The organism is Kribbella aluminosa, from assembly GCF_017876295.1.
In the GTDB taxonomy this organism is placed as follows: Bacteria; Actinomycetota; Actinomycetes; order Propionibacteriales; family Kribbellaceae; genus Kribbella; species Kribbella aluminosa.
The window spans coordinates 1-20,996 of record NZ_JAGINT010000001.1 but is presented as its reverse complement, the minus strand read 5'-3'; the positions used below and the strand labels follow the sequence as shown (position 1 = coordinate 20,996).

Here is a 20,996-nt window from a genome sequence, read left to right as displayed (position 1 = left end):
TTCCACGATGGCATCAACTTCCGTGGCTGGGTGGCCCACTTGGCCCCGGTGGAACAGGACCACCTGCAACGGGTGCAGGTGGGTCACCCACTGCTTGGAGGCGTTGTCCCGGTAGTTCTGCACCGATGGGTAGAAGCGGTGCAGGTCCTCGCGCTCGCTGAACAGCCGGACAGCTTCGAGGGCTCCGATGATGTGCTCCTCAGCGATGTGATCGGCCCGCGAAAGGCCGGCGTGAAGGGCGATCCGGCTGACCGTCCTCGACCCGCTGCAACGCGCCCTTCATCGCGCCTCTCAGGCATGAGGGGACCCTGTCAGGGCAGTCGCCAGGTCCGTTGGCCGTGTGGTGTGGGCAGGGTGACTGTCTGGCTGGCAGGGGTGATGTCGATGGTCAGTTCGTGATGGGCGGGACGGCCTGCTTGGATCCAGGCGGTCCAACTGGATTCGATGTCGTCCCACAGGTTGACGGGGCCAGCCTGGCGTACTTTCCATGTACCGGTGGGGGTTTGGTAGAGCCGGGCCCATGCATTGGCGGCTCGGTCGTATAGCAGGTGCATCGCGATCTCGGCATCAGTGTAGGGCGGCAGGTACTGCGCGGCAGGTGCGGCAAGTTGTGCGAGGAATCGCCCGGTCGGATCGGTCAGCCGGTCGGGCCCCAATGGCGTATCGCGTTCGGTGTACCCGTCGGGGCTGGGCAGGTGGTGCAGCGGTGGGGCGGCGTGTGGCCGGGCGGGCATGAACTGGGTGAAGCCGGGCAGGATACGGCCTTGGCCGGTGTTGGGTCCGGTGATGTGGATCCGGGCCAGCGCGGATCCGAGCAGCCATCCTGACAAGGTGGCCAGCACGGTCCCGCCGATCCGGACCTGGTCCATCCACGGGGCCGGGAACGACCGGACAGAACATGTCGCGATCACCGCGTCGTACAGGGCGCCGGTGGGGTCGCCGGCCAGGCCGTCGCCGCAGATCAACGTCGGGGTGTACCCGGCGGTGGCCAGGGATTGGCGGGCACGGCCTGCGATGCCGGGATCGACCTCGATCGAGGTGACGTTCCCCGAGCCGAGCCGCTCGCACATCAGCGCGGTGGAGTAGCCGGTGCCGGTGCCGATCTCCAGCACCCGGGCGCCGTCGTCGATCTGCAGGTCCTCCAGCATCCGCACGACAACACTCGGGAGCGTGGACGACGAGGTCGGTTCCCCGGGAACCGGTACGCCGTCTATGCCGGTGGCGGGGGCGTTCGGGGTGTCGGTGTGGTCGAGCTGGGTGACGAGGGTTTCGTCGCGGTAGGCCAGCGTCAGCCACTGGTCCGGGCGCATGGTGTCTGGGGTGCGGGGCCGCCACTGGGTCGGGCCGGGTCCGTCGATGCGCTGGTAGACCCGTTCGCCGAGGAACGCTTCCCGCGGCACGGTCTCGACCGCGGCCCGCCAGGCTGGGCTGTGTAGTGCGCCGCGGGCTTCCAGGTCGTCGGCGAGCTCGCGGCGCAACTGGCTGCCTGTCGCGTCGAGGTGCGGGGTGGTGCTCACCGGCTGATTGTCCCCTTCTCCAGTACGGCGGCCAGAGCTTGTGCGATCTGGTCGTTGATCGGGTCGTCGTAGAACGCCCATTGCCCGTTGGCGTTCGCCTCGTACCACCAGACTGCCCCGTGCCGGTCCAGGCCGAGGTCGAACGCAGCGTAGGTCAGCCCGAAACGCTCGAGGTATGCGCTGATCGCGGCGGCGATCTGGGGTGGGGTGTCGATCTGGGTGTAGCGCAACTGGTCGTAGTTTTCGCGCCAGTCCAGCCCTGCCGCGCCGTCGATCCGGACCGCGATCAGCTGCCGGCCGACGGCGGTGATGCGGAGGTCGGCGACCTTGTCGACGGCTGCCTGAAGCAGGTGAGGGCAGGTGCCGATGGTGTCGTCCAGCTCGCCTGGTTCGACGTGCCGGACCCACACTGTGCGGGCCCGGCCGTCCGGTCCGGTCCAGGGTGTGTTCCACAGTGGCTTGTAGACGATCGGGCCGTGGCGGGCGATGAACTTGGCCGCCACGGCCGGATCGGTGGTGATCACGGTGGCCGGCACGTTGAACCCGCATGCCCCGGCGGTCGCGAGCTGGGCGACCTTGGCTTCGGCGTCGCGGATCCGCCAGGGATGGTTCACGTACAGCGCGCCGGGCAGCGACGCCAGGACCCCGCCCAGTCCCCACCGGGTCTGCTCCAAGGCCCACTCCGCCGACTCGCCCTCGAGGCCTGCCGCGGCCCGCCACGGTGATGGGCGCCGCCAGTACACCGCCCGCACCTGGTCCAGGCGCAGTTCCCGGCTCGACGTTGTGACAGTTCCCGTCAGGCCGGAGCCATCCAGGTAGGCATCCATGCCCATCTCGTCGGGGCAGTCGGCCGGGTCGAGCCGGACAACCGGTACAGCTCGATCGTGCAACTGGGCAACGACCAGGTCGGCGGTCACGTCATCCAGATGCGTGACGACCAGCACCGGCCGCGCCGCAAGGGAAACGCCGGGCATGCTCAGTCGGGCTCGTAGGCGGTGATCTGGTCGGTGTCCGGGTCCGGCGGCTTCCTCGGGTCGCCACCATCAGGGCCGGGAGTCTGGGTGGGCTGTCTCACCGGCCTGCTGGTGCCGTGCTTCATCTCGATCACGGTGCCATCGACGGCGTACCGCGTGGCCGTCTGGGTCACCGGGTCCAGCTCGACCCGCACATACGGCAGCGGGTCAGCAGCCTGGTACAGGCCCATCCGGCCGATACCCCATGGCTGGACCTGGCGATTCGGATCACTCATCAAGTTCTCCTTCGGCTACGGCTGGTGAGTTGATGCTCACTGTCAGTCTGGCCTGTGGTGACGTCGTGTGCGGCCGTCTGTTGGGTGTCGAGCCGGGATGTCGGCCCCGCCTGCAGACGGGAGGTGGGGTGGATGTGGAGCGGTGGGCGGGCGCAGATGCAGGGATCGTTACGCCCGCCCACCGGGCAGGGAGTGGAGTCCTCAGCTCCCCGGGGAAGCGCTTCGCCGCGCCTGCGGCGCAGCTGAGCTGAGGACTCCAGTACGGGGCGGGGCCCTGCGCCGGGCGGGTGACGAATCCACCAGAAAAGCCGTCCGGGCGGTGAGGAGTTCCATCCGGACAGGACAAGCGGCGCAGGCCCGCCGGATCAGGGAGGCGGTCCGGTCGCGGCCAGGGCCCGAGCACCGGTCTCGCGCTGCAGGCGCTGCAACTTCGTCTCACCGTCGCCGACGGCACTCAGGTGGGCTGTAGTCGGCACGATCACGACGGTGATCTTGCGCCGCTTCACCGACTTGATCAGCGCGTCGAAGGCGGCCGGGTCGGAGTCCAATTGCTCCACGAACACCTTGCGCAGCAGGAACCCTTCCTGTCCGGCGTATGCCGCGAGCTGTTCCTGCGCCGCGGACAGCTGGTAGCGGGTCATGGACCGGTACTGCCGCAGATACCCCACCGCTGCGAGCTGGCTGCCGGTCACGTCAGCGGTCCTCGTCTGTCCAGCGCCGGAAACGGTCGTTGAGCGTCTTGAACCACTCGGCGTACCGTCGCCGCGCAGCAGCCTCGTGGCTGCCCAGTTTCACCTGGACGCGGCACAATTCGGCCGATTCCACCGTGGCGGTAGCGTTCACCGGTCGGCCTTCTGGGTCGCGCCGAGGTACAGCCAAAGTGCACCGGCGATGCCGTACAGCACCTCGAATCCCACGTTCATCATGCCAACTCCCCGTTGACGATTTCCTGCCCGAAGAAGAACAGCGTCCTACTGCTGGTAACACCCAGCGTCCCTGAGTAGCTACGGACAGCGCATCACCACGGCGCGACATCTATCGACATCTCTGGTCTTCGTCGCGTCGACAAGTTGTCTGGAGATGGCCACACTGGGGTGATGGTGAACGAACGGTTCCGCCGGGCCATGCATCGCAGCGGTCACGACCTGAGCAGCCTCGCGGCCGCGGCCGAGGTATCGACCAAGAGCGTCGAACGCTGGATCGCCGGCGACTCGATCCCCTACCCACGTACTCGCTACCGGGTCGCGGCGGTCCTCGGTGAGGACGAGGGCTATCTGTGGCCCGAAGCGGTCAACGGAGCATCACTGGCCGGGGCCGAACTGGTCGCGACCTACCCCCGCCGCAACGACGTGCCGAGGCATCTGTGGACCGAGCTTCTGCGCGCATCGCAGCGCAACGTCGACGTACTGGCGTTCGCCGGCCTGTTCCTGGCCGAAGAACACAGCGACTGGCTGCCGACCCTCGCTGCCAAAGCCGAGGCCGGGGTCAGGGTGCGTCTACTGCTGGGTGACCCACAAGGCAGCCAGCTCGCGGCCAGAGACCTCGAGTACAAGATCAACGGCGGCGTCGCCGGCCGGGTCATTTCCGTGCTCGGGCACTACACCGAGCAGCTCCCCGGATCGGTAGAGATCCGACTCCACGACACCCCGCTCTACAACAGCATCTACCGCTTCGACGACGACCTGATCATCAACCACCACGTCTACGGCATCCTCGCGGCCTTCACCCCGACCACGCACCTGCGGCGGATCGACGGCGCCTACGTCAACACCTACCTGGAAAGCTTCGAACGCGTCTGGGGGTCGGCTCGCGAGTTCCGGCAGGTGCCACAGCCGTGACCCCGGGCCGCACCCGCCGCGTCGACCACTGGGACGACCCCGACGCCCCGAAACCCACGAGCCGCAAGGCATCGGCCAGCGTCGTCGTACGCGACGCCGGACGGCTACTGCTCCTGCAGCGAGTCGACAACAATCTGTGGACCATCCCGACCGGCGGCGTCAAAAAAGGCGAGACCGTCGCGCAGGCAGCCGTGCGTGAATGCCGCGAAGAAACAGGACTCGACGTCGAGATCACCGGCCTCGTCGGTGTCTTCTCCGACCCGCGGCACGTGATCGTCTACTACCACGGCAACAAGATCGACGAAGTCCGCCAGCCGATCAACATCTGCCTGCACGCCGCCGTCACCGGCGGCCAGATCACCCCGGCACCCGACGAAGCACAGCAAGTCCGCTGGGTACCCCTCGATGAGCTCGGCGACTACCCGATCCACCCCGCCCTCCAGCAACGCATCGACCACGCCCTGCAATCCGACCAGCCATGGATCGGGTGAACACGCTCGAGAGCCTGATGTGACCGATCCAGACAAAGCGGCCGGGTCGTCGACAGGCCAGCCTCAGCTGTGTGTCTCGTGGGCACGGACTGGTCGGCCGCGCGCCCGTTTCAGTGGTGGTCATCGTGAGTCCTGCTGACCAAAGAGGCGGCCCGCAAAACTGATCGGCGCCCTGCTCGCCGTCGAGTGCCGTCAGCCCTCCGCGCCGTCCTCGTCGTCGTCGAGCCCGACCGCGTCCGGGTCCAGCAACGGACGCAGGGCACCGGCCCTGCCGGCCGGTCAGCGGTGGCCGAACGCTGGTCTTCCTCTTGGGTTATCGCGGGTCATGACTGTCGTGGCCAGTCACGGCATGTCTGTGAGCGCCATACGACACATTGTCCAGATGGGCTGGTGTCCAGCCGTCGAGGGAGAAGGGCCGCCCAAGAGTGATTTGCTGAAGGGCGGCAGCGGTATAGGCCACGGTTGTCGAGGGCGGTTGCGTTGGGTCGATCCAGAACAGACCGGCACACATATGCGGCTCCCGATTCCAGGGCTGACCTGCCCACTTCTCGGTCAGGAAGAACAAACCGACCCGACCTTCGCAGCCCGGCGCGCGATGGTGGACAACGTGGACGAACTGGAGATCGCTCGGGTCGATGATGACGCCGACTTCCTCGTTGGCCTCCCGGATAGCGCCGTCGACGACCGACTCAAATTCTTCAAGGTGACCGCTGGGCGGACAGAGCTGGTGGTCGGCATAGCCGGTGTTGGCGCGCTCCAGCAGCAGGACCTGCCCGTCGGGGCGGCGCATAAGCACGTAGACGTCGACGATGCTGCGGTACCGCTGGTTCACGAAGTTCTCCCTGGCTGGCTGGTTGACGACCTTTGGGTCAGCGGGCGATCACGTGCACGACGACATACATGTAGCAGCGCTCGGGTGCCGCCCACCCGGCTTGCGCCAGAGTGGACACATGACCAACGAAACCGACAAATCCTATTCCGACAACCGACTTGCCAAATGAACGGACGGCATGTGCCAAAGCCCATCGGCGTATCCCGTGTTCTTCCGCTGAGCGAGAAGGATCTGGCCGTCACGGATCAGAAGCAAATGAACATCGACGATGGTCCGAAATCGGTCCGAATGCATGATTCAGCCACCCGCAGGCGGCTCAGCCGGACCTGCCTCGCCCTCGTGCTTCCACATCGCGTGCATCCTTGCCTCGTTCTCCTCGAACGGCTCCATCTCCATTGCCGCCCGCCGTGCTGCAAGACCTTCATGATCCTCGATCGGCTGCACTTCGAGACCCTCACCGCGATCAATGAATTGCGTCCCGTACAGCTGAGGCCGACTTCACTGAACTAGCCAACCTGCCCACGGCGGCACACCTGATGCGGTGGGCAGGCGGCTATGCGAAAACGCGTGGGAGATTGCGCGCGGCCAGCGCGGTCCGGGCCAGGCTGGCTGCGATGGCGAGGGCCATGGGCCATGTGACGGCTGGGGTAGCGGTTGCGATCGCGAGCATGCCGAGGTCGAGCAGGATCAAGGCGACGCTGGCAGGGCCGGCGAGCCGGGCTGTCCTTGGGTCTTTGCTTCTGGCAACGGACAGGAGCGTGACAGCGACGATGAGCAGAGTCGTGCCGAACACGGCTGCCGCAGCAGGAGGAACCGGCCAGTGCCAGGCCTGTGTAGTGATCAGCGTCGTTCCCCACAGAGCCGCGAACACAGGGGCGGTGGCTAGGAGGGCGATCGCGGTGCGTCGGCCTGGGGATTGGAGGGCGAACGCGGTTGTGACCTGTGCTGGCGGGCCGAACTCGGCGATAGCCGCGTGCGCGGCGTCGGCTGGGGACAGGCCGCTTCGCAGGTGGTGTTGGAAGGTCTCTTCGAGGCCGTCGGCGAGTTCCTCGACGGTCCCGGCCGGGAGGCGTTGAGCGAGTTCGTTCAGGTAGTTGTGGATCAGGTCGCGGTCGGCCATGGGCCTGGCTCCAGCAGTGTCGTGACCGCGGTGGCGAACTCGCGCCAGTTGGCGCGGTCGCCCGCCAGCTTCTTATGGCCGTCGTCGGTCAGCTGGTAGCTGCGCCGTCGACGCCCGTCGACCACGGACCAGGATCCGGCGATCAGCCCGGCTCGTTCGAGCCGGTGCAGTGCCGGGTAGACGGTGCCGGTGGGCAGGTCGAACCGGCCGCCGCTGCCGTCTCGCAGCGCCTCCTTGATCGCGTAGCCGTGCTGAGGCCCGTCGCTCAAGGTGGCGAGCAGGAGGACATCGAGGTGACCTTTCAAGGCTTGCGCATCCGCCCTCATGAGTAGTTATCCTACAACAAGCGGATAGGTAGTAATCCTAGCTATGGGTGGTGGGCGTGATGGGCGAGCTGGCGATCGTGGCCGAAGGCTTGGTGAAACAGTTCGGGGCCGTCGAGGCGCTTTCGGGTGTCGATCTGCAGGTGCCGACCGGGTCGATCCTGGGGCTGCTCGGACCGAACGGGGCAGGAAAGACCACCGCAGTCCGGGTTCTCGCGACGCTGCTGCGCCCCGATGCCGGTCGCGCGCGGGTCGCGGGATTGGACGTGGTCAGGCAGGCCGCTGCGGTGCGGCGGCGGATCGGGTTGGCGGGTCAGTACGCGGCGGTCGATCCGTATCTGACCGGCCGGGAGAACCTGCAGATGATCGGCCGGCTGTCAGGCCTTACCCGCGCCAGTGCCCGCAGACGGGCCGACGAACTGCTCGACACGTTCGACCTTGGCGCGGCGGCGGATCGGGTCCTTCGTAGCTATTCCGGCGGGATGCGCCGGCGGCTGGATGTCGCGGCCAGCCTGGTGGCCAGGCCGTCGGTGTTGTTCCTGGACGAGCCGACAACCGGCCTGGATCCGCGTGGCCGGATCGGGTTGTGGCACACGATCGCCGCACTGACCGCACAGGGCACGACGGTCCTGCTCACCACCCAGTACATGGAGGAGGCCGACCACCTCGCTGACACCATCGCGGTCATTGACACCGGCCGGGTGATCGCCACCGGAACTTCGAACGAACTGAAAGCGCAGGTGGGTGGCGACCGGCTCGAGCTGCGGGCGGCACCGGGCGTCGAGCCGGCCGCCTTGGCGGCGACCGTCGCGGACCTCGGTTCCGGCCCACCGGCCGTCGACTGCGGCGAAGGCACGGTGGTGCTTCCGGTTGCCGACGGCCCAGGTGTGCTCGGCGACGCGGTGGCCCGGCTGGCGGCGGCCGAGTTGCGGGTAACCGACGTGGCGTTGCGCCGGCCGTCACTCGATGATGTCTTCCTGGCCTTGACCGGCCAGTCAGCCACAGCTGGACCAGCCACGGATCTTGCCGAGACCCGGAGCCTGTGATGACGACCGACGCGGCGACGCCTGTCCCGCAATCAGTTGATCCCGCAACTGCCACAGACGCCGCGAGAGCACGGGGGCTGCGGTGGTTTCTGGGCGACGTGTCGGTGATCACGGGCCGGAACCTGCGGCGGCTGATGCGGGTGCCGACGTTGATCGCGTTCGCCACCGTGCAGCCGGTGCTGTTCGTGTTGCTGTTCACCTACGTGTTCGGCGGCGCGATCCACCCGCCCGGTGTCGAGAACTACGTCGACTTCCTGCTGCCGGGGATCTTCGTGCTAGCAATCGCGTTCGGTGCCTCCCAGACCGGGGTCGCGATCGCGGACGATCTGGCCACCGGAATGATCGACCGGTTCCGTGCGCTGCCGATGACCCGGTCGGCGGTGCTGGCCGGGCGGACGGTGGCCGACGCAGTGCGCAACCTGTTCGTGCTGCTGCTGATGACCGGTGTGGGATACGCGATCGGGTTCCGCTTCCACGCCGGAGCCGCGGCCCGCGGCGGGCGCGATCGGCCTGGCGCTGCTGATCGGTGTCGCCTTCTCGTGGATCAACGCGCTGGTGGGTTTGCTGGTTCACGACGCGGAGACGGCGGGGCTGGCTGGGCTGATGCCGGTCATCGTGTTGGTGTTCACCAGTTCCACGTTCGTCCCGGTCGCCACGATGCCGGGCTGGCTGCAGGCCTTCGCCGACGTCAACCCGATCACCGTCACGGTCGACGCGTTGCGCGCCCTGGTGCTTGGTGGCCCGACGGCTGAGCATGTGTGGCGGGCGCTGGCCTGGATCGCCGTGCTGCTGGTGGTCACCGTTCCGGCCGCGGTGCTCCGCTACCGTCGTACCAACGCCGGTTGACCGGCTTCGTTAACGCGGGCGGCTGGTTCAGAGCCACAGGGGCGCCAGCCAGCCCAGCGTGACGGCGCCGAGGTAGAGGAGTCCGACGACCAGGGCGACGACGCGGCGGCGGGCGATGAGGAGCATGCCGCTGATCGCGCCGATGCTGGTGCCGGCACCGGTGATCAGGAACGCCAGCGCTGGGCCGGCGCCCATGCCGCCGTCCATCAGGGTCGCCACCAGCGGGAGGGATCCGTCGGTGTTCAGGTAGACCGGGATGCCGATCAGCGCAGCCAGCGGAACGGCCAGGACGGAGTCTCCGCCCAGGTAGTCGGTGAGCCACCGGGTTGGGATGGCTTCGATCAGGAGGTAGCCCAAGGTCGCGAAACCGAAGAAGAACAAGGCGAGACGCCGGCCCGTGATGAGAATTTCCCGTACCAGCACGTCGATCTTGTACCGGGCAAGTGCCGGGGCACGCCGGACTGGAGTCGCCAGCGTCTGCACCGGTCCAGCCTCACCCGCTGGTGCCTCGACTGCACAGCATGACGGCTCCGGGCCGGCTTCCTGCGACGGGGCTTCGCACCTGCTGTTGCAGGCTGTGTCGCTCTGCCCGCTGCTCATCCGGGCCTGGCCGGCAAGCCAGCCGGTGCGCTCGATGAGGAAGGTGACGACGCCGGCGACGAGGCCGAGAGCGATGGCGGCGACGAAGAACGTCAGCGCGAACGGCGCCCCGAACAGGCCGGTCGACAGAACGAGTTCTTCGGGGCTGGTCAGCGGCGAGGACACCATGAACGCGACCACCGGTGCCCATGGAACGTGGGAGGCCATCGCGCCGAGCACGACTGCGGTGGTTCCGCACGAACAAAACGGTGTCAGTGTCGCCAGCGCCACCGCGCCGACAACGGCGATTGGGGTGCTTTTGCGCAGCCAGGTCGCCAGCCGGTCGGTGCCGACATACACGACCAGGACCGAGGCAACGATGATGCTCGCGGCCAGGAACGGCCACACGTTGGTGAAGGTTGTCCACACGTCGCCGATGACACGGCCCAGTAGGTCCAGCGCGGACTCGATCACGATGCCTCACCCTCGTGCTGTTCGTCGCAGGTCGTGAGGAGGGCGCCGAGGCGGTTCAGCGCGATCAGATCGGCACGGTAGTTGATCCGGTTGCCGTGACGGTCGCTGTGGATCAGTCCGCCTTGGCGAAGGACCTTCAGGTGGTGACTGATGGTGGGGCCGGTGACGGTGAACCCGCTGGCCAGCTCGCACACGCACAGCGGGTCGGTCTCACACGAGGCGATCACCGACAGCAGCCGCAGCCGTACCGGGTCGCCAAGTGCCCTGAACGAGGCCGCCGCCCCGGCCGCCTCGATCTCGCCCATCGGCTCAGCGATGAGAGGCCGCCCGGGTGCGGAAGTAGTCAGCAGCATTGGTCGAGCGATCGCCGGGCGGGCTTCTCGATCGGCAGGCCGGCGTCGATCCAGTCCTGTTTTCCGCCGGTGTAGCGGTGCACGTCGCGGTAACCGAGCTCCGCCAGCCGCTGGGCGACCCGCAGCGACGCGTCGCAGTCGGCGCTGCCGCAGTAGACAACGACGCGTCGGTCCAGGTCGGGCAGCAGTGTCTTGGCCAGCTCGACAACACGCCGGGGCCGGATGTTCACCGCTCCCGGCAGATGACCCTGCGCGTAGACATCTTCAGGTAGCGCCTCGACCAGGACGGCGTCGCCGGCAGCGATCAGTTCGGCGACCTCGGCTTGGTGAATTTCTGAAACAGGCATGACGGAACCCTTCGATGTCGCTGGTGTGGTTGAAATGCGGTGACCCCGGGTGCCGCGCGGGGTCAAGCGGTCGAGTCGGTGAGGCACCAAGCGAGATCGATCAGGCCCACCACGCACCGGTCATCGATGCGGTACCAGATCCGGTTACCGTCGCGGCGCGACGCCAAAATTCCCTTGTCGACCAGACGCTGCAGCTGGTTGGACACCGCTTGCGGCTTCAACTCCACAGCCTCGGCCAGCTGACTCACCGACAACTCCCCATCGCGGACCAGCGCATGCAGCAAGCGCAGACGAGTGTCATTGGCCAACACCTTGAACAGACCCTCCAACCGCGACGCATCCACCGGGTCGATCAACGCACGCTCAGCCAACACCGGCCGCCGCACGGCCGCCGCCACTTGATCACTCATGACACCACTATTACACGAATCAGTGTAATGGTGAAGTGCTTGCGAGGAGTCGCACCGGCGAGGACTCCGGCCATGTTCCAGTGTTGCTGGGCGTGGTTGGACTGATGATGGCGGTATGACCGTTGCGGAGGAGACGTTTCAGCCGTCGGCGCCGGTGTGTTGGTGCTGCTGCGGCGCATCGACCGTCACCTGCCCTAGCCGGGGCCGTGTCAGGTCGCGAGGAGCGGCTGGAAAAGGCGGACTGCGAGTTCTTCGGCGTCGGGCTGGTTGAGGATCTGTCCGGGGATGCCGGGGTGGCTGCTGGTCCAGGCCTGTGCTGCGCTGTGGTCTGCGAAGAAGTTGAGGTAGTCGCAGCAGCAGTCAGCTGACGGGCCGCCGCCGGCATCGGCGCCGATGAACACGACCGCCGCCGCGGGCTGCCAGGTGGTGCGCCCGTCGGTGGTGGTGACCGTGATCGGCTGGCCGGTGATTACGTCGACGGACTCGATCCGGGTGTCTCGGCCAAGCATGGGTGCCATGCCGAGGGCATCGATCGCGCACATCGCGTAGACGTCGACCCCGCCGCCGCCGGGGTCGACGATGCGGACGCGGTGCCGGGTCGGCGTGGCGGAGAACGGGTAGGCGACTGCGACCTGGCCGTCGGGAGCGAGCCGGATGGCGTCGGCCTCGTGCAGCGCGGTCAGCACTTCGGCCGTGGTCTTGGCGCCGTCGGCCGCGACCAGGGCCAGGTCTGCGGCCGTGGGTGGGGCGCCGTTGGTAGCGAAGGCGCGCAGGATCGTCTGGTGTACCGCCTTCTCGACTGGATCCAGCGGGAGCGCGCGGGTGCGCCAGGCGCTCAGTACCTCCCTGGGCGCTGAGTCGTCTATGCGGCCGGCTGCCGTGATCGCCGCACGTAGCTGGTCGATCGACAGGGCGGGAACGATCCGGCCGTGCTCGTCGCGGTAGAGGCGGCACGACACTCCGCATGCGCAGTCGTCGGCTGTGGTGAAGGGGTCGGTGCCGTCGATCAGCAGGGTCGGCGAGCCGGCCATGCCGAATCGGGCGGCGTCGTCGTCGGACTCGATCAGCCTGGTCGTGACCGGCAGGTCGGTGACCTCGGCGAGCCGTTGCAGCATCAGCGGCAGGTTGGGGCAGTCGCGGACGTGCAGCACTTCGAGTTTCATCTGGTCGCCTCCGGGCGGTGGTCGATCGCTTCCAGCAGCGCGCAACTGCGGTCGGCGCGGGGCAGGTCACAGGTCGCGACCAGCCGGGCGAGCGAGTCGTGCATCCGTTGCAGGTCGCGGATCCGCACCGCCAGATCCGCGCGTCGGTGTTCGGCCAGGGCGCGGGCCCCGTCGCAGGCCTCCGGGCCGCCGTTGTCGAGGTGGAGTAGTTCCTCGACCGCGTCCAAAGTGAAGCCGAGTTCTTGGGCGCGTTTGATGAACCGCAGCAGTTCGACCGTGCTTGGTGGGTAGTCGCGGTAGCCGCCGGGAGTCCTCGGCGGCTCGGTGAGCAGCCCGCGGCGCTCGTAGTAGCGCAACGTCTCCGTATTCACTCCAGCCCGGCCGGCCAGCTCGCTGGTTCGCATATCTTCATCCTCAACCCTGGACCCAGCTACAGAGTCAAGGTTCCCAGCTGCGAGAGCCGTCGAGCGTGCCGGTCGCTCCCAGCTGGCCGCTGCCCTACTCGAGGTTCGGTGCTCATGCTTCGACGGTAAATCCGTACCTACGTACCAGATGCAAGTCCTCTCGTCGGTCTGTGCCAATTGGCGGACGGTCCGCGGCTTGGCCGCCGCGAGCTCGATACTGGCCCGATGACGCTGGGGAACGGGTAGTGACCTGGTCCACGGGCCTGCTCGGCTTCGCGATGGGTCTGCTGATCGCGGTCGTCACCGCCCCGGTTGGAGTGTCGGGTGCGGTCTTCCTGCTGCCGGTGCAGCTCAGCGTCCTGGGGGTACCCAGCCCGGCGGTGACACCGACCAATCTGTTGTTCAACGTTGTGCCGGCCCGGGCGCCCTGCTGCGATACCGCCGACGCGGGGAGCTCGGCGGAACGCTCACGCGGCGGCTGATCCTCGGAACACTGCCAGGCGTGGTGGTCGGCGCGATCATCAGGGTCTTCGCCATCCCCGGCCCCGGGGCGTTCCGGCTCTTGGTCGCCGCCTTGCTCTTGCCGCTGGGCAGTTGGCTTTGTATCCGCGCTGTGCGCCCTTCGCCCGAGCGGTCAGGTGCCGAGCCGTCACCGCGCTCGGTCACCCTCCTCGCCCTAGCTGTCGGAGTGGTCGGTGGCATCTACGGCATCGGTGGCGGATCACTGCTCGGTCCGCTCCTGGTCGGCCGCGGCGTACCGATCGCGAAAGTCGCACCAGCCGCTCTCGCCTCGACGTTCCTGACCTCGGCCGTGGGCGCGGTCACCTACTCGCTGCTGGCGCTCACCACCAGCGGGAACATTGCGCCGATCTGGACTCTCGGTCTGGCGTGCGGACTCGGTGGCCTGATCGGCGGCTACCTCGGCGCCCACTTCCGGCCCCGCCTGCCCGAAACGATTCTGCGTCTGTTGCCGGGTGGTCTCGCGATGGTGCTCGGCGGCCTGTATGCCGTTCAGCTGTTCAGTTGAGGCGATCCAGCAACGTACTTGCGGCCTGACTGGGCTGGCGTACAGCGTTGCCTAGGGCAACACTGGCGGAGTGGGCAAGGTGGCGCCCGAGCTGCTCCGGCCGGTCGGGTTGGAGCTGTCCCGGGCTGTCGAACAGCTGCCCGGCCAGCACGGCAGGCGCGGCGGAGCTAGATACGAGTTGAAGTGGGGACGGGTTTCTTCGCTGAACTCGTCAAGCTGTGGCTGGCGGTCAGGAGCCGGTGGTCGAGGGGGTCTGGTCGATGCGGCCGTACCGCGATGAGGGCTGGGGCGACCGACCAGGCATGACAGCGCTTGTAGACCAGCGGCAGCGGTTGGGGGCACGGTGTCGATATCGAAGGCCCGCCGTTCGTCATACAAGCAATGGCCCTTCCGCCCGCAGCCGACCCGAACAGAAGTGAGGATGAAAATGGGATCGATCGTGTCGCAAGTGGAGGTCGCCGGTGCGCCGGAGGAGGTGTTCGCCTATGTCACCGACCCGGCTCGGTTCGCCGAGTGGCAGGAGAACTTGGTCGACGGGTACATGGACGGCGGCCCGACATCCGTCGGATCGATATGTGTCACCACCCGCAAGATCGGTGGCGGTGAGCGGAAGGTGACGTCCGAGGTCACCGTGCTCGATCCGCCTGGCGCGTGGGCGGTGCACGGTGTCGACGGTCCGATCCGTTCGAGGGTGCACGTCACTGTCGAGCCACTGGCCGGCCGGAACGCCTCGCGGGTCACGATCGATCTGGACTTCGAGGGACACGGCATCGGGAAGATTCTTGTACCGCTGCTTGTGCGGCCGCAGTCCCGCAAAGAGATGGTGCGCAACATGGCCCGGCTGAAGGCGCGCCTCGAGCCGAGCACCTGACCGGCCGGCACCTACTCGGGCCGATCGTGGCCATCTGGGCCGTGAGCCTGGCCGTTCACCGGACTGGTGCACGACCAGGCGGTAGTGGGTTAGTTGTCAGCGAGTGCGTGGGTCAGGTCTTGGATGAGGTCGTCGGCGTCTTCGAGGCCGACGGATAGGCGGATCATGCTGTCGGCGATGCCGCGTTTGGCGCGTTCGTCCGGGGCCAGGCCGTGGTGGGTGGTGGTGATCGGTTGAGTGATGAGGCTTTCTACCCCGCCAAGGCTTGGGGCGATGGCGAACAGCCGGAGCCGGTCTACGACGGCGGCGGTTTCATCGGCCGTGGCGTCGAGGACGGCGCTGAGCATTCCACCGCCGCCGCGCATCTGCGTGTCGTAGATCTGTTTGGCGTCGCCCGTGGCCAGTCCTGGGTAGTTGACTCGGCTCACGCGCGGGTGGGTCGCGAGGAACGCGGCGACGGCTGCGGCGGTGTCGTTTTGTGCGCGGACCCGAACAGGCAGCGAGCGGACGGAGCGGGCGAGGAGGGAGGCGGTTTCGGCCGCGATCATTTGGCCGAGGTTCTTGCGCCACATGGCGACCGGCGCCAGCAGTTCCGCTGGTCCGATGAGTGCGCCGGCGGTCAGGTCTGAGTGGCCGCCGAGGTACTTGGTGGCGGAGTGGATGACGAGGTCTGCGCCGTGGTGGAGCGGGTTCTGGTTGACGGGAGTGGCGAAGGTGTTGTCGACAACGGTCAGCGCACCGGCTGCATGGGCGTGGGTGGTGATCGCGGCGATGTCGAAGAGGTCCAGGGTGGGGTTGGACGGTGTCTCGAAGAACACGATCCGGGTGCTGGCGGTCAGTACGTCGGGCAGTCGGTCGACTTCGTCGGCGCGCAGGAACGTGGTGGTGATGCCGAGCTGGGGCAGGTTGTCCCCGAGGAGTTCGAAGGTGCCTCCGTAGACGTCTCCGATGCACACGATGTGTTCGCCGGTGCGGGTGTGGGCGAGGAATGTCGCGGCTTCGGCGGCCATACCGGAGGAGAAGCCTAGAGCTTGTTCGCCGCCTTCGAGGTCGGCGAGTTTGGCTTCGACTGAGCGGATGGTGGGGTTGAGGCCGTAGCGGGTGTAGAGGTTGCCCGGTTTGCGGCCTTCGACGACGTCGAGGAGGTCGGCGGTGGAGTCGAACGCGAACGTGGAATGCGTGTAGAGCGGGGTGTGGATGGCTCCTTGCGGATCGCGGGTTTCGCCGGCGTGCACGCTTCGGGTGGACAGTCCCTGCTCGTTGGTGTCGGTCATGCCTCTCCTGGTTTTCGTCGATCACGGTTGGGCGTTGTGCGGCCGCTGCAGCGCGGTGGCCGCTTTGGTGATTGCAGCTGCCGCTGTCTCGATTTCCTCGCGTCTGCTCCACCGGCCCAGCGAGAGCCGGACGGCGGCGAGAGCACGTTCGTGGTCGAGGCCCATGGCGCTCAGTACGGGCGATGGGGTGTGGGTGCCGCTGTGGCAGGCCGAGCCGTTGGAGGCGGCGACGCCGGTCGCGGCAGCGAGGAGCTCATGCCCCCGGGTCCGATCGATGCTGACGTTGAGGGTGTTGGGCAACCTTGCGCTTTCGGGGCCGTTGAGGTGCACCCGTCCGGGCAGGGCGTCGGAGAGGCGCTCGCGCAGGAGGTCGCGTAGCTGTGCCAGTTCATCGGCGCGGCCGCCGGCGAGTTCGTCCACGGCCAGTTCGGCGGCGGTGCCGAGGGCCACGGCGAGGGCGACGTTCTCGGTGCCGGCCCGGAGGCCGCGTTCTTGGCCGCCGCCGTAGACGACCGGTTCCAGTTGAACGCCGCCACGCACGTACAGGGCCGCGGTGCTTTTCGGTGCGTACATCTTGTGGCCGACGACAGTGAGCAGATCCACCCCGAGTTGATCGACGGCGACCGGGACCTTGCCGGCGGCTTGGGCGGCATCGCTGTGAAACAAGGCACCGTGCCGGTGAGCGAGTTCGGTGAGTTCGGCGATCGGCTGCAGCGCGCCGGTTTCGTTGTTCGCGGCCATGATCGAGACCAGGACGGTGTCGTCGTCCAGAGCGTCGACCAGTGCGGCGGGGTCGACCAGGCCGTCGGCGTCGACCGGCAGCACGGTTACCCGTACGCCGTGCAGCCGCTGGAGTGCTCGGCAGGTCTCGAGGATCGCTGGGTGTTCGGTGGCCTGGGTGATCACATGAGGCCGCGGCCGCCCGGAGGCGAGAACGACTCCGCGCAGCGCCAGGAGGTTCGCTTCGGACCCTGAGCCGGTGAACACGACCTCGCTGGGTCGGGCGCCGATCAGGGCGGCGACTTGCGCGCGGGCGGCGGCCAGTGCGGCCTGGGGATCAGCACCGTACGCGTGGCTACTGGAGGGGTTGCCGAAGAAGGTGGTCAGGTACGGCGTCATCGCCTCGGTCACCCGCGGGTCGACGGGGGTGGTGGCGTTGTAGTCCAGGTAGATCGGACCGTCGGCTAGAGCCGGATGAGTCACCGGTTTCTCCTCGGGTGGGTTTCGTACATGCGCGCTGCCACGACGAGGCCGGACAGTGCGGTCAGGGCGGCCACGGTCCACACGGCCGCGGGGATGCCCCACAGGTCGGCGATGATGCCGGCGAGCAGCGCACCGACGGCGAAGCCTCCGTCGCGCCACAACCGGTACACACCGACGGCACGTGCCCGCCAGGCGGGGTGCGCGACGTCGCCGATCGTGGCCAGCAGCGTGGGATAGACCATCGCCGTACCAAGACCAAGGAATGTGACCGCGACGAGCCATTGCCCGAAGGTGTCGCCTGCTGCGACGAGGGCCAGCGCGCCCGCCTGCAGCAGCATCCCGGCCGTGATCAGCCCTTTGCGCCCCCACCGGTCGGACAGTGCGCCGGTCGCAAGTTGCCCGAACCCCCAAACGGCCGGGTAGAGCGCACCGAGCAGACCGATCCGGGCCAGTGACAGGTGATGGGCGGCGAACAGGATCGGGAACAGACCCCAGGCCATGCCGTCGTTCAGGTTGTTCACCAGCCCGGCCTGCGACGCCGAGGACAGCGCTGGTTCCTTGAAGCTGGTCAGCGTGAAGACCTGCGCGGTCGTCAGATCGCCACCCGGGGTCGGAGTGCCGCGTGCCGCTTCGTGGTGCGCGTGGCCGCGGGTCTCACGCACGGCCAGGGTGGACAGGCCGAGGCCGAGCGCGGCGAACGCGGCGCCGAGAAGGAACGGCGCGGGTCGCAGACCGTAGGCGTCGGCCAGGTAGCCGGTGGCCATCGCGGTGGCCGCGACGGCGAGGTAGCCGGCGGCTTCGTTGAGCCCCATCGCCAGGCCCCGCCGGGCTGGGCCGACGAGGTCGATCTTCATGATCACGGTCGTCGACCAGGTCAGTCCCTGGTTGATCCCGAGGAGCACGTTGGCGGCGATCACCCAACCCCAGTTCGGGGCCCAGATCAGCAACAGCGGCACGGGTAGCCCGATCAGCCACCCGGCGACCAGAACCGGTTTGCGGCCGTAGCGGTCGGACCAGGTGCCGGCGAAGAAGTTGGTGGCGGCCTTCACGGCACCGAAGGCGAGGATGAAGGTCAATGCCCCGGTGTACTTGGTGAGTCCGAACGTCTGGTCGGCCAGCAGCGGCAACACGATGCGTTCCTGGCCGAGCATCCCGCCGACCAGGGCGTTGACCGCGACCAGTAACACGAACTGGGCAAGGTTGGCGCGCAGCCCCAGTCGCGGGGCTTTGGCTTCGGTAGTCATTTCAGGGTCCGGCCGGTGGCGACGGACCAATCGTCCGGGCCGCCGTCTAGCACCTGTACGCCGCGGTGGCCCGCGCGTTGCAGGATGCTGGCGCCGGTCATTGCTCGCTCGCCGTGCCCGCACATCACCACCACCGGCCCGGCATCGACATCCCCTGCGCGGTCACGTAACGCGCCGAGTTCGAGGTGCTCGGCTCCCGGGAGATGCCCGGCATGGAACTCGCTGTCCTGGCGGACGTCGAGGACGTGGCTGTCGCCGACCTGGTCGGGTTTCAGCAAGGGCGTGGTGGCGGTCGCGCCGTTCCATCCGGGCATTCCACCGGCGAGTTCGCCGAGGGGAAGTCGGAAGCCGATCTTTGCCGCCTGCCAGGCCAGGTCGCCGAGGTCTTGGTCGCGGTTGCGGATCACCAGGTAGGGCGTGGTGGCCTGCAGCAACCACCCGAGCCAGGAAGCGAACTGTGCCCGTAGCGGGATGGAGATCGCACCGGCGACGTGGCCGGCGGCGAAGTCGCGGACCGGGCGCACATCGATCACCACGGCGCCCGACGAGACCGCAGCTGTGAAGCTTTCGGCGGGAAGCGCCGGCACCTGCTGGTCTTCCTCGATCAGGGCAGGACCCCGGCGATTGGCTTCCGGCAACTGCAGGAAGTAGGGCGGGAAGGTCCCCAGCCCAGCGAGCAAGCGCCCGACGAACTCGTCCTCGTCTCGCACCTGCAGCAGCGGGTTCGCTCGCTTCTCCTGGCCGATGGTGGAGACTCGTTCACCGCCTTGAGGAGCTGAGCAGAACGATCCCGCACCATGAGTCGGTAGGACTGCTGTTGCGTCCGGCAACGCGGCCAGCCGTTGCAGCGACCGGTACTGCAACCGGGTCAGCTGCTCGGTCTGATCAGTGGCACGGCCAGATCGGTGCGAGCGAGCGCCGCCGACGATCACTGACCCGCCGGTGAACACCCCCACTGCGCCGTCCCGTCGCGGAGCTCGAAGTGACAGCTGCTCGCCGTGTTAGGCCCCGGCGTCGCGGAGGGTGCCGCACGGTCAGGCCACCCAGGTCGATCTCGTCACACCATCGCCAGGCCTACGTGCCGGGAACTGCACGGCCGCACCGCGGCGGATGCCAGACAGCCGCGCTCCGTCCACCGCAGCGAGCATGGACCGCACCGGACAGAAAGGTCGGCATGCAACTGGAGGTATCGGCCGCGAACGCCAGCCGTCAGATCGACCGCCGCCCGCGCTCATACCGCACAGGCGAGCGCCCGTAGAAATTCCAGCGACGGGTCCGACGGCCAGCGCGCGTCCATACCGCCCAGGTTCGACCAGGTAGGACGAGTTGCCCAGCCCTTCGTCGACACACCGCGTCTGATTCACTTGCCAGTTCATCCATTCACACCTACACTATTCATGAATCATTGGAGGAATGTCAATGGGTGACCCGTTGCCATGCAGCAGCTGTTCGATCAGTTCGCCAGGTCGGCAAAACGCGTCTGAGGCAGCGCCAAGAGGCTGGAGTTGCTGACCTGCTGGCCCAGGGCGAGCGTTCGTCGAGGTGCTCGCCGCCGCGCGACCTGGTGTTGACACTTGCCTCGCAACCAATCTGCAACTGCTGCGCGCGCCGGGCTGGTGACTGCTCGCAAGACGGCACGAGTCCTACTACCGGCTCACATAAGCGATGTGGCTGCGCTGTAGGGCGCAGTTGCGCGACGGTCGCCTCGGAGCATGTGGTCCTGAGGTCGGATCGGCCGCGCCGCTCCCTAACCTGGTCGAACGATGACATCGCCCGAGGACACCCCTGACGAGCGTTGCTGCGCAGTTACAGGCCGGTGGATGTGACGGTCGTCGATGTCCGCCCTGGTAGAAACAGCGTGGGGCCATAACCGGGCGCGGTTGTCTATCCCGGTCGACGGAGCTCGCCGACCGCTGGGCCGACAGCCCCCGGTACGACCATCGTGGCGTACTGCCGCGGCTCGTACTGCTTATTGGCCCACGAGGCCGTGCGGACCCTCAACGCCGAAGGACTGCAGGCGTTCGGCCTCACGACGGGATTCTCGCATGGCGGCTGGCCGATCTCCCGGCGCCAGCTGAGCGCACCCCGACATTGCTGGAGGCAGCGTGGGGATCGAATGAGACCCTGAGCCCAGTCGCTCACGCCTCCCCCGGCTGAGACCCCGCTGATGTCTACGCGGCCAGCAAGGACGAAGACACTTACCTCGTCGTCACGCGAATCCGGAGTCCAGCGCGAGAATGCCGGCTAAATCGCCGGGCGAATCGCATCGAGCGCAATACCTCGAATGGCGGCAGGACCCTGAGCAGTGGACGCGCGATCCCCGAAGCCGCGCGCACACGGGCATATCGTTGATCGTCCTGTGGAAGGCGGGTACTCCTCCAGCCT

Annotated in this window: 26 protein-coding genes and 1 pseudogene; 9 read left to right on the top strand and 18 right to left on the bottom strand. The window is 67.6% G+C overall.

The features are described from left to right. Positions 1-311: 311 nt before the first annotated feature. The 5 genes from tgmC to JOF29_RS00105 form a co-directional block, all read right to left on the bottom strand. The gene (tgmC, locus tag JOF29_RS00125; protein WP_209692192.1) at positions 312-1,517 is read right to left on the bottom strand and encodes an ATP-grasp peptide maturase system methyltransferase; all 1,206 of its coding nucleotides are present in this window, start codon (positions 1,515-1,517) and stop codon (positions 312-314) included. Further along, positions 1,514-2,491: an ATP-grasp ribosomal peptide maturase gene (gene tgmB, locus JOF29_RS00120; protein ID WP_209692191.1), complete on the bottom strand. Its 978-nt coding sequence runs from the start codon at positions 2,489-2,491 to the stop codon at positions 1,514-1,516. The genes tgmC and tgmB overlap by 4 nt, the downstream gene beginning before the upstream one ends. Before the next feature lie 2 nt (positions 2,492-2,493). Continuing rightward, positions 2,494-2,766, bottom strand: a complete 273-nt coding sequence (tgmA, locus tag JOF29_RS00115) for a putative ATP-grasp-modified RiPP (protein ID WP_209692190.1) — start codon at positions 2,764-2,766, stop codon at positions 2,494-2,496. Between the two features lie 365 nt (positions 2,767-3,131). Beyond that, entirely contained in the window at positions 3,132-3,458 is a 327-nt protein-coding gene (locus tag JOF29_RS00110; protein WP_209692189.1) for a P-loop NTPase family protein, read from the bottom strand. 1 nt (position 3,459) lies between these two features. Further along, positions 3,460-3,609 carry a hypothetical protein gene (locus JOF29_RS00105; protein ID WP_209692188.1) on the bottom strand — a complete coding sequence of 50 codons (150 nt, stop codon included), beginning with the start codon at positions 3,607-3,609 and terminating at the stop codon, positions 3,460-3,462. Positions 3,610-3,863: 254 nt separating this feature from the next. Between JOF29_RS00105 and JOF29_RS42545 the strand changes: the two genes are divergently transcribed. Then, positions 3,864-4,604, top strand: coding sequence for a DUF5919 domain-containing protein (locus JOF29_RS42545; protein ID WP_245357379.1), 741 nt, complete (start codon positions 3,864-3,866; stop codon positions 4,602-4,604). Beyond that, positions 4,601-5,095 carry an NUDIX hydrolase gene (locus JOF29_RS42540; RefSeq protein WP_307863075.1) on the top strand — a complete coding sequence of 165 codons (495 nt, stop codon included), beginning with the start codon at positions 4,601-4,603 and terminating at the stop codon, positions 5,093-5,095. Before JOF29_RS42545 ends, JOF29_RS42540 begins: the two co-directional genes overlap by 4 nt. Before the next feature lie 313 nt (positions 5,096-5,408). Here JOF29_RS42540 and JOF29_RS00095 read toward each other — a convergent pair whose 3' ends face one another. Further along, positions 5,409-5,927, bottom strand: a complete 519-nt coding sequence (locus JOF29_RS00095) for an NUDIX hydrolase (RefSeq protein WP_209692187.1) — start codon at positions 5,925-5,927, stop codon at positions 5,409-5,411. A 165-nt stretch (positions 5,928-6,092) separates the two neighbouring features. Between JOF29_RS00095 and JOF29_RS00090 the strand changes: the two genes are divergently transcribed. Then, the gene (locus tag JOF29_RS00090) at positions 6,093-6,437 is read left to right on the top strand and encodes a hypothetical protein (RefSeq protein WP_209692186.1); all 345 of its coding nucleotides are present in this window, start codon (positions 6,093-6,095) and stop codon (positions 6,435-6,437) included. Between the two features lie 43 nt (positions 6,438-6,480). On the opposite strand, the gene JOF29_RS00085 is transcribed toward JOF29_RS00090, so the two are convergent. Beyond that, positions 6,481-7,047, bottom strand: coding sequence for a permease prefix domain 1-containing protein (locus JOF29_RS00085; protein ID WP_209692185.1), 567 nt, complete (start codon positions 7,045-7,047; stop codon positions 6,481-6,483). Then, on the bottom strand, positions 7,029-7,373 hold the full coding sequence (locus JOF29_RS00080; RefSeq protein WP_209692184.1) for a PadR family transcriptional regulator: 345 nt from the start codon (positions 7,371-7,373) through the stop codon (positions 7,029-7,031). Before JOF29_RS00080 ends, JOF29_RS00085 begins: the two co-directional genes overlap by 19 nt. A 59-nt stretch (positions 7,374-7,432) precedes the next feature. Here JOF29_RS00080 and JOF29_RS00075 point away from each other — a divergent pair, with 59 nt between their 5' ends. The 3 genes and pseudogenes from JOF29_RS00075 to JOF29_RS00065 all read left to right on the top strand — a co-directional run bounded on the left by JOF29_RS00075 (position 7,433) and on the right by JOF29_RS00065 (position 9,262). Then, complete coding sequence (locus JOF29_RS00075) at positions 7,433-8,416, top strand: ATP-binding cassette domain-containing protein (protein WP_209692183.1); 984 nt, start codon at positions 7,433-7,435, stop codon at positions 8,414-8,416. Further along, positions 8,416-8,838, top strand: a pseudogene (locus tag JOF29_RS45795) (ABC transporter permease); the annotation flags it as partial. The gene JOF29_RS00075 and the pseudogene JOF29_RS45795, both read left to right, overlap by 1 nt. 22 nt (positions 8,839-8,860) lie before the next feature. After that, on the top strand, positions 8,861-9,262 hold the full coding sequence (locus JOF29_RS00065; protein ID WP_209692182.1) for an ABC transporter permease: 402 nt from the start codon (positions 8,861-8,863) through the stop codon (positions 9,260-9,262). A gap of 27 nt (positions 9,263-9,289) precedes the next feature. On the opposite strand, the gene JOF29_RS00060 is transcribed toward JOF29_RS00065, so the two are convergent. From JOF29_RS00060 to JOF29_RS00035, 6 genes are all read right to left on the bottom strand, one after another. Then, positions 9,290-10,315: a permease gene (locus JOF29_RS00060; RefSeq protein ID WP_307863074.1), complete on the bottom strand. Its 1,026-nt coding sequence runs from the start codon at positions 10,313-10,315 to the stop codon at positions 9,290-9,292. Then, complete coding sequence (locus JOF29_RS00055; RefSeq protein WP_245357378.1) at positions 10,312-10,620, bottom strand: ArsR/SmtB family transcription factor; 309 nt, start codon at positions 10,618-10,620, stop codon at positions 10,312-10,314. The genes JOF29_RS00060 and JOF29_RS00055 overlap by 4 nt, the downstream gene beginning before the upstream one ends. 38 nt (positions 10,621-10,658) lie before the next feature. After that, positions 10,659-11,015, bottom strand: a complete 357-nt coding sequence (locus JOF29_RS00050) for a rhodanese-like domain-containing protein (protein ID WP_209692180.1) — start codon at positions 11,013-11,015, stop codon at positions 10,659-10,661. Positions 11,016-11,077: 62 nt separating this feature from the next. Continuing rightward, entirely contained in the window at positions 11,078-11,425 is a 348-nt protein-coding gene (locus tag JOF29_RS00045) for an ArsR/SmtB family transcription factor (protein WP_209692179.1), read from the bottom strand. 209 nt (positions 11,426-11,634) lie between these two features. Further along, positions 11,635-12,588 (bottom strand): alkylmercury lyase family protein, encoded by a 954-nt coding sequence (locus JOF29_RS00040; protein ID WP_209692178.1) that lies wholly within the window; start codon positions 12,586-12,588, stop codon positions 11,635-11,637. Continuing rightward, positions 12,585-12,992, bottom strand: coding sequence for a MerR family transcriptional regulator (locus tag JOF29_RS00035; RefSeq protein WP_209692177.1), 408 nt, complete (start codon positions 12,990-12,992; stop codon positions 12,585-12,587). Before JOF29_RS00035 ends, JOF29_RS00040 begins: the two co-directional genes overlap by 4 nt. 245 nt (positions 12,993-13,237) lie before the next feature. Here JOF29_RS00035 and JOF29_RS42535 point away from each other — a divergent pair, with 245 nt between their 5' ends. The 3 genes from JOF29_RS42535 to JOF29_RS00025 all read left to right on the top strand — a co-directional run bounded on the left by JOF29_RS42535 (position 13,238) and on the right by JOF29_RS00025 (position 14,890). Then, a complete protein-coding gene (locus JOF29_RS42535; protein WP_245357377.1) occupies positions 13,238-13,474 on the top strand; it encodes a hypothetical protein in 237 nt (78 codons plus the stop codon). After that, positions 13,420-14,019 carry a TSUP family transporter gene (locus tag JOF29_RS00030; RefSeq protein WP_307863534.1) on the top strand — a complete coding sequence of 200 codons (600 nt, stop codon included), beginning with the start codon at positions 13,420-13,422 and terminating at the stop codon, positions 14,017-14,019. Before JOF29_RS42535 ends, JOF29_RS00030 begins: the two co-directional genes overlap by 55 nt. 427 nt (positions 14,020-14,446) lie before the next feature. Continuing rightward, the gene (locus tag JOF29_RS00025) at positions 14,447-14,890 is read left to right on the top strand and encodes an SRPBCC family protein (RefSeq protein ID WP_209692176.1); all 444 of its coding nucleotides are present in this window, start codon (positions 14,447-14,449) and stop codon (positions 14,888-14,890) included. 89 nt (positions 14,891-14,979) lie between these two features. Here the strand turns inward: JOF29_RS00025 and JOF29_RS00020 are convergent, their stop codons facing one another. Genes JOF29_RS00020 through JOF29_RS00005 form a run of 4 tightly spaced genes read right to left on the bottom strand, consistent with a single transcriptional unit; the run spans position 14,980 to position 19,567 of the window. After that, entirely contained in the window at positions 14,980-16,164 is a 1,185-nt protein-coding gene (locus JOF29_RS00020) for a trans-sulfuration enzyme family protein (protein ID WP_209692175.1), read from the bottom strand. A gap of 21 nt (positions 16,165-16,185) precedes the next feature. Beyond that, a complete protein-coding gene (locus JOF29_RS00015; RefSeq protein WP_209692174.1) occupies positions 16,186-17,367 on the bottom strand; it encodes a cysteine desulfurase family protein in 1,182 nt (393 codons plus the stop codon). Continuing rightward, positions 17,364-18,611 (bottom strand): MFS transporter, encoded by a 1,248-nt coding sequence (locus JOF29_RS00010; protein ID WP_209692173.1) that lies wholly within the window; start codon positions 18,609-18,611, stop codon positions 17,364-17,366. The genes JOF29_RS00015 and JOF29_RS00010 overlap by 4 nt, the downstream gene beginning before the upstream one ends. Beyond that, entirely contained in the window at positions 18,608-19,567 is a 960-nt protein-coding gene (locus tag JOF29_RS00005) for a rhodanese-like domain-containing protein (protein ID WP_209692172.1), read from the bottom strand. The genes JOF29_RS00010 and JOF29_RS00005 overlap by 4 nt, the downstream gene beginning before the upstream one ends. Between the last annotated feature and the right edge of the window lie 1,429 nt (positions 19,568-20,996).

Excerpts from the sequence above, each read along its gene's own strand:
- tgmB (WP_209692191.1), bottom strand. The coding sequence starts at position 2,491 with ATGCCCGGCGTTTCCCTTGCGGCGCGGCCGGTGCTGGTCGTCACGCAT.
- tgmA (WP_209692190.1), bottom strand. The coding sequence starts at position 2,766 with ATGAGTGATCCGAATCGCCAGGTCCAGCCATGGGGTATCGGCCGGATG.
- JOF29_RS42545 (WP_245357379.1), top strand. The coding sequence starts at position 3,864 with ATGGTGAACGAACGGTTCCGCCGGGCCATGCATCGCAGCGGTCACGAC.
- JOF29_RS00090 (WP_209692186.1), top strand. The coding sequence starts at position 6,093 with ATGAACGGACGGCATGTGCCAAAGCCCATCGGCGTATCCCGTGTTCTT.
- JOF29_RS00085 (WP_209692185.1), bottom strand. The coding sequence starts at position 7,047 with ATGGCCGACCGCGACCTGATCCACAACTACCTGAACGAACTCGCTCAA.
- JOF29_RS00080 (WP_209692184.1), bottom strand. The coding sequence starts at position 7,373 with ATGAGGGCGGATGCGCAAGCCTTGAAAGGTCACCTCGATGTCCTCCTG.
- JOF29_RS00075 (WP_209692183.1), top strand. The coding sequence starts at position 7,433 with ATGGGCGAGCTGGCGATCGTGGCCGAAGGCTTGGTGAAACAGTTCGGG.
- JOF29_RS00055 (WP_245357378.1), bottom strand. The coding sequence starts at position 10,620 with ATGGGCGAGATCGAGGCGGCCGGGGCGGCGGCCTCGTTCAGGGCACTT.
- JOF29_RS00050 (WP_209692180.1), bottom strand. The coding sequence starts at position 11,015 with ATGCCTGTTTCAGAAATTCACCAAGCCGAGGTCGCCGAACTGATCGCT.
- JOF29_RS00045 (WP_209692179.1), bottom strand. The coding sequence starts at position 11,425 with ATGAGTGATCAAGTGGCGGCGGCCGTGCGGCGGCCGGTGTTGGCTGAG.
- JOF29_RS00040 (WP_209692178.1), bottom strand. The coding sequence starts at position 12,588 with ATGAAACTCGAAGTGCTGCACGTCCGCGACTGCCCCAACCTGCCGCTG.
- JOF29_RS00035 (WP_209692177.1), bottom strand. The coding sequence starts at position 12,992 with ATGCGAACCAGCGAGCTGGCCGGCCGGGCTGGAGTGAATACGGAGACG.
- JOF29_RS00025 (WP_209692176.1), top strand. The coding sequence starts at position 14,447 with ATGGGATCGATCGTGTCGCAAGTGGAGGTCGCCGGTGCGCCGGAGGAG.
- JOF29_RS00020 (WP_209692175.1), bottom strand. The coding sequence starts at position 16,164 with ATGACCGACACCAACGAGCAGGGACTGTCCACCCGAAGCGTGCACGCC.
- JOF29_RS00010 (WP_209692173.1), bottom strand. The coding sequence starts at position 18,611 with ATGACTACCGAAGCCAAAGCCCCGCGACTGGGGCTGCGCGCCAACCTT.